Origin of the sequence: Serratia sarumanii (assembly GCF_029962605.1) — a bacterium.
GTDB lineage: Bacteria > Pseudomonadota > Gammaproteobacteria > Enterobacterales > Enterobacteriaceae > Serratia > Serratia sarumanii.
On the sequence record NZ_CP124753.1, the window covers coordinates 1 to 5,792 of the forward strand.

Annotated in this window: 8 protein-coding genes and 1 pseudogene; 8 read left to right on the forward strand and 1 reads right to left on the reverse strand. The window is 49.8% G+C overall.

The genetic code is table 11. The features are described 5' to 3' along the window. Positions 1–12 precede the first annotated feature (12 nt). Both SSARUM_RS24520 and SSARUM_RS24525 read left to right on the forward strand, forming a co-directional pair. A complete protein-coding gene (locus tag SSARUM_RS24520) occupies positions 13–924 on the forward strand; it encodes a replication initiation protein (RefSeq protein ID WP_282495112.1) in 912 nt (303 codons plus the stop codon). Continuing rightward, positions 915–1,796, forward strand: coding sequence for a DUF4231 domain-containing protein (locus SSARUM_RS24525; protein WP_282495114.1), 882 nt, complete (start codon positions 915–917; stop codon positions 1,794–1,796). The genes SSARUM_RS24520 and SSARUM_RS24525 overlap by 10 nt, the downstream gene beginning before the upstream one ends. Before the next feature lie 28 nt (positions 1,797–1,824). On the opposite strand, the gene SSARUM_RS24530 is transcribed toward SSARUM_RS24525, so the two are convergent. After that, the gene (locus SSARUM_RS24530; protein ID WP_282495116.1) at positions 1,825–2,229 is read right to left on the reverse strand and encodes a TIR domain-containing protein; all 405 of its coding nucleotides are present in this window, start codon (positions 2,227–2,229) and stop codon (positions 1,825–1,827) included. A gap of 320 nt (positions 2,230–2,549) precedes the next feature. Between SSARUM_RS24530 and SSARUM_RS24535 the strand changes: the two genes are divergently transcribed. The 6 genes and pseudogenes from SSARUM_RS24535 (at position 2,550) to nadS (ending at position 5,613) form a co-directional block, all read left to right on the forward strand. Then, on the forward strand, positions 2,550–2,876 hold the full coding sequence (locus tag SSARUM_RS24535) for a plasmid mobilization protein (RefSeq protein WP_282495118.1): 327 nt from the start codon (positions 2,550–2,552) through the stop codon (positions 2,874–2,876). 157 nt (positions 2,877–3,033) lie between these two features. Further along, a pseudogene (locus SSARUM_RS24655) lies at positions 3,034–3,183 on the forward strand (plasmid mobilization relaxase MbeA); the annotation flags it as partial. 370 nt (positions 3,184–3,553) lie between these two features. Beyond that, complete coding sequence (locus SSARUM_RS24545; RefSeq protein ID WP_282495101.1) at positions 3,554–4,039, forward strand: MbeB family mobilization protein; 486 nt, start codon at positions 3,554–3,556, stop codon at positions 4,037–4,039. Positions 4,040–4,466: 427 nt separating this feature from the next. Then, positions 4,467–4,904, forward strand: coding sequence for a hypothetical protein (locus SSARUM_RS24555; RefSeq protein WP_282495103.1), 438 nt, complete (start codon positions 4,467–4,469; stop codon positions 4,902–4,904). Positions 4,905–4,994: 90 nt separating this feature from the next. Next, positions 4,995–5,327 (forward strand): type II toxin-antitoxin system RelE/ParE family toxin, encoded by a 333-nt coding sequence (locus SSARUM_RS24560; RefSeq protein ID WP_282495105.1) that lies wholly within the window; start codon positions 4,995–4,997, stop codon positions 5,325–5,327. Position 5,328: 1 nt separating this feature from the next. After that, the gene (gene nadS / locus SSARUM_RS24565) at positions 5,329–5,613 is read left to right on the forward strand and encodes a NadS family protein (protein WP_097474871.1); all 285 of its coding nucleotides are present in this window, start codon (positions 5,329–5,331) and stop codon (positions 5,611–5,613) included. Positions 5,614–5,792: the final 179 nt, after the last annotated feature.

The window sequence follows — 5,792 nt, forward strand, 5'->3', positions numbered from 1 at the left end:
GTGCAGGGCGCTTTGAGTAAAGCTGCACTCCAACTTTTCAACGAACGTTTACCGCACAAGCCGTACTTTTCGGACGATCTGCACTTTGGTGTACGTATTGCCGGTAAGGAACGCGCCATTCTGGCGAAATACATTCAGTTCAATCAGCCTCACGCCATGTTCTGGCTGGGGTTTGACGTTGATCGCGCCGGTGCCGCTATCGACTGGAGCGACCGAAACGCCCCCGCTCCCACGCTGACCATCACCAATCCTGAAAACGGACACGCGCACCTGCTGTACGCGCTTAAAACCTCAATCCGCACCGCGCCGGACGGAAAAATGAAGCCGTTACGCTATGCCGCCGCCGTGGAGAACGCGCTACGTAAAAAATTAGAGGCTGACACAGGGTATTCGGGGCTAATCTGCAAAAATCCGAACCACGGTCACTGGAAAATCGCCGTATGGCAGCCGGAACTCTACACGCTGGACTGGTTGGCTGACTTTCTCGACCTGAACGCGGCGAACGACAAAGAAATCGTTGCAGACTACGGCTTAGGCCGTAACTGCACCCTGTTCGATAAAACCCGCAAATGGGCATACCGTGCTATCCGTCAGGGCTGGCCTGAATATGGTCAGTGGCTGAAAGCCTGCTACGAGCGTGCTAATGCATATAACATGCAATTTGCAGCGCCTCTTGAAGAAAATGAAGTTAATGGCATAGCTAAAAGTATAGCTAAATGGACGCATAAAAACTTTACAGATAGTTCCTTTGAGGAATTTGTTTTTAATACTCACAGTTCAAAAATACAACAGAGGCGAGGTATTAAATCTGGAATTGAAAGAAGAAAAGGAAGCGTAGAAGAATCTCAGCCTTGGCTGGAGTGTGGAATTAGCAGAAGGAAATATTATTACATGAAGAAGAAAGAGAAAGAACAATGTCAATAAATTACCCTGGCCTCTATGATTTGGCAGACAAAAGGTCTGCTAAAGCGCAACAAAAACATTTCCTTTGGCTTAGGATAGAGTACTCCTTATTAATATTTTCATCTGTAAATGCTTTTGTTACATATGAATATAAGTACTATGTGGCCTTTGTCCTGTTTGTATTTTTAATGATGCTTATGGTTTTTAAAGTAAAAAGCAAATTTGAACAGGAGTGGTATAAGTATAGAGCTATATCGGAATCTATAAAGACAACCACTTGGAACTTCATCATGAAATCAGAGCCTTTCGATGATGATGATGAGCTAAAGAATATAAAAGAATTTTCTAGTTACTTAACTGAAATAATAGATGGTAGTGAATATATATCAAAAACAATAGACCATGATGTTATAAATAAAGGTGCACTGACAGGTGATATGAAAAATGTCAGAGGCATGGATTACCTTAGCAGAAGGGATTTTTACGTAGTAAACCGGATAGAAGACCAGCGCTCATGGTACGTATCTAAATCGGCAGATAACAAAAGAAAAGGGAAGGCATGGGGTTATGCTATATTCTCCTTATATTTTTTTGCGTTTGCATGTTCCATATACAATGCTTTTTTCGCTAGTACTTCAGAAGGTATAATTCCAATAAGTATTGTAACGACCATTGCAGCTTCTTTAGTTGGATGGAGTCAGGTTAAAAGGTATGGGGAGTTGTCTGCATCTTATATATTAACAGCCCATGAGATTGGATTAATCAAAGAGCAAGCTTCGTATGTATCTAGTGAAGCTGACTTCGCGGATTTTGTAAGAGAGTCTGAAATGGCTTTTTCTAGAGAACATACCCAATGGATTGCGAGACGCGTGGCAAATAAAAAGATGCGTTAGAGCGGCAGAAAACTGCCGCTCTAAGATATTAAATTGCATGTTTTCTTATTGCGGCAATAATACTTTCAGTATTCCACCTAACGACTTCAACCGCTCTACTTGAAACCACTGATGAAACTCTTTCTGCACCTCTAGGGACAACCCCAATAATAGGGATGCCGTTCGCTAACGCTGTATCTAGCTCCCAAGTTATCCATTCACTATGGGTTGCATATACTCCTGCTATACCAATAACTACATTCGAAGCAAGAATCTTACCTTTCAATACACTCTTAATGTAGGGCGCGCTTAGTGAATTAATAGGCTCATCCCTGCTAACTTCTGAGTAAGCAGCGTTAAAATATGGACGATTACTTATAAGCTTTCTTAGATCTTCTAGAGTGTCATGATAAGTCCAAGAATGACTGATGAAAATGTTATATTCCTTCGCCAATTTTTCCCCCTTCATTTGATTTGTTATGTTCTCTGCTGTGCCTCGCTATGATACCCCAAACCTCGAATTTGTGGCGTCCCTCATTCTCATCTTTTGCACTCGAACCTATATCAGATAACAGCCCCTTTGTGGGCCGTCCTCTTTTTTGGCAGACACCACAGAATCTGACATACTGCACTGTATCCTAAGCCAGTACACACAGCGTCCCCTCTTACGAGGTGCCACCGTGACTGGTTCAGGGGGCTCGCCGCCCCCCGAAACCCCTGGCATCCACTGCGAAACATTCTCACGGTGGTGCGAATTTTTTCTCAGCGGAGCCTATGGAAAAGCGAACTAAAGAGATCAAAATCCGTCTCACCGAAACCGAGCATCAGCGACTGCTTGATCGCTGCGACCGGACTCACCTTGCGGAGTGGCTGCGTCAGATGGGTCTGGGTGAACACACCTCACGCAAGCGCCGTGTGCCAGATGTGGCACCCGAACTGCTACGACACGTCAGCGGGATTGGTAACAACCTGAACCAGATCGCCCGGCGCCTGAACCAGATTGATTCCCTGACGCCTTCTGAACGTGTCTCGCTGCTCGTCGTACTTACCAGCCTTGACCGTCATCTTGGCGACCTGCTGGAGCAGAACCGTGATCGTTAAAATTCATTCGCGTGGTGCGGGTTCGGGCAGCGGGCCGGTGGATTACCTGCTGGGAAAAGACCGGCAGCGCGAACAGGCCAGTGTGCTGCGCGGCAATCCTGAGCACGTACGCGAGCTGATCGACGGCTGCGATTTTGCCCGCGCCTACACTTCCGGCGTGCTGTCATTTCAGGAGCCGGACATTGCAGGCGCCGAGAAATCGCGCCTGATGGATGAATGGGAGCACACGCTGCTGACCGGCCTTGACCGCGACCAGTACGCCTGCCTGTGGGTGGAGCACCGGGACAAGGGACGGCTTGAGCTGAATTTTGTCATCCCGAACATCGAATTGCAGAGCGGAAAACGCCTGCAACCCTACTTTGACCGCGCCGACCGTCCCCGCGTCAACGCTTGGCAGACTCTGACCAACGACCGGCTGGGGCTGCGCGACCCGAACGACCCGACTTACCGCCGCCCGCTGACGCAGGCCAGCGATCTTCCCCGCGACAAACAGCAGGCGGCAGAGAAAATCACCGCCGGCCTGATGAACCTGATGCAGCAGGGCGTGATCCGCAGCCGGCAGGACGTGGTGACGCAGCTGGAAAGCTACGGCCTGACCGTGGCGCGGGAAACGAAAAGCAGCATCAGCATTGCCGATCCGGACGGCGGCCGAAATATCCGGCTGAAAGGAATGATATATGAGCGAGATTTTAAATTTGGCGAAGGGCTTCGAGGAGAAATCGAAGCAGCAGGCGCAGGATACCGAGCAGAGCGTGAAGCGCGAGTTCGCGAGGCTGGAGACGTCTATCAGCGCGGAACTGCAATCAAGCTCGCAGAGCATCAGCAACGCTATCCGCGAGCAGAACGGCAGGCTGACGGGCATGATCAGAACCTCCGTCTCAACGGCGATGACGTGGGTATTCATCTGCTTCGCCCTGCTGATCGGCATCCTGGGCGGGATAATCTGGTTTCAGGGCACGATCATCACCTCGCGCCTGAGCGAAATGGACAGCTACAGCCAGCAGCTGGCGAGCCTGAAAGCGAAAAGCGGCGCGGGCGTGACGATTTACAGCGACGACACGTACCGGAACACCTATCTGGTAGTGCTGCCGAAGCAGGCGCACGGCGTGGAAACCTACACGTCGACGACCGACAACACCGTGGTGAAATACACAGCGAAATAACCCCGTCAGCGCGCCCTGAAACGCCACTGCGCGTTTTTAACACTGAGGACGACCAAAACCATGACCGAGATGGAAAAACAGCTTCTGAGCGCCTTAGAGAGCTTACAGACAAGCTACGAGCAACAGCAGCAGGCGTGGCAGGACAGCTACAGCAGCTTGCAGCACATGTTCGAGGCTACTTCACAGGCGCTGACGCACAGCGACAGGGTATGTCAGCACTTGAGCAGTCAGGTGGACAGCTTGCGCGCGCAGGTCGAGAGCTTGAGCAGGAACGTCAGCCGCTTGATGCGCTGATTGCACAGCATGACCGTGCCCGTGTGGAGCAGCAGCGCGAGCAGCAGCCGGAACCGCAGAAAAAGCCGACCCGCTATTATGGTCCCTCGATGTAATACGGGATATTCATGTTCAAAGAGTCAAGGAGACAAAAATGACTACCTACTGGCATATGCAGATGCATCCTGACGATAAGTCATTCGCCGATACACATATATATTCAATCTTGGAAAGTAGGAAAATCATCGGGTTAGGTGAGTGGAGCGAAGGTGAGTCGATAATCTCAGCTTTCAAAAATGACTTGAAAGTAAATGATATCGTTGCAATCAAAAATGGAGCAAAGCTAATCGCCCTTGTTCAGGTTATTGGTGGAGCATACGCCGTACATGATGACAGCAGCGAAATTGGCTGGATTAAACATCGTCGCCCTATTCGGGTTCTCGACTGGGAGATCTGGGGAAAAATGCTACCTCAGCCCAGAGGAACACTTGTGAAATGTGTGAATGAAGTTGAAACAACAAAAATTATCAGAGAGTGGCATACACGCATTTCAACTGTACTTACCAAGAGAGGGATTGCTAACTCTGTCTGACAGTAATATTGCAACCAACATTGAAGCGAGAAACTTTAAAAAACAGCTGCAAAGGTGTACTATGTACCCCATTAAGGACAGGAGGCAGCCTTGAGTCACGCGATTGAGTTTATCGAGACCCCGATGTTCACCCGTCAGATAAAACAGATCGCCACGGATGAAGAACTCAGGGAGCTGCAAAAGACGCTGATTGAATCGCCAGACAAAGGCGATCTCATCCAGAAAACCGGCGGGCTGCGCAAAATCAGAATGGCGACGGGCAATCAGGGGAAAAGTGGCAGCGCGAGGGTGATTTACTTCCTGGCCACCGCCGAGGTGATTTATTTGGTGATGGCCTATCCGAAAAGCACCAAAGACAGCCTGACGGACGCGGAGAAAACCGCGCTGAAGATGCTGACCCAACGACTGAAAGACGAGGTGTAACATGAGTTTTTTTGACGAGCTGAAGGCCTCTCTGGAAGAAGCCGTTGAAATCAAAAACGGTGTCAGAGAACCCGCCCGCATCACCCGCTACGAGCTGGCAGACGTGAAGGCCATCAGGGCACAGCTGAACGTTTCCCAGAGCGAGATGGCGAAAGTGCTGGGAACCAGCCTCGATACCATTAAGAGCTGGGAAACCGGACGCCGTAACCCGACCGGACTGGCGGCGAAGGTGCTGGCAACTATCCAGGCGAACCCGAAATTCTTCCAGGAGCTGGCGGCGCACTAAGCCGTTGTGACAGAAGGATTCGACAGGCGAGGCCGTTCGCGTGTAATTTAACGGCAACAAAAAAAACAAAGCCCCGGAAATCATGTCATATCTTGGCGGATCGCATGATAACCAGGGCCAGGTCGAAACCTTGAAGGAATATTAGCACATGAACCGTGCCAGACAACAGCCCGCCATAA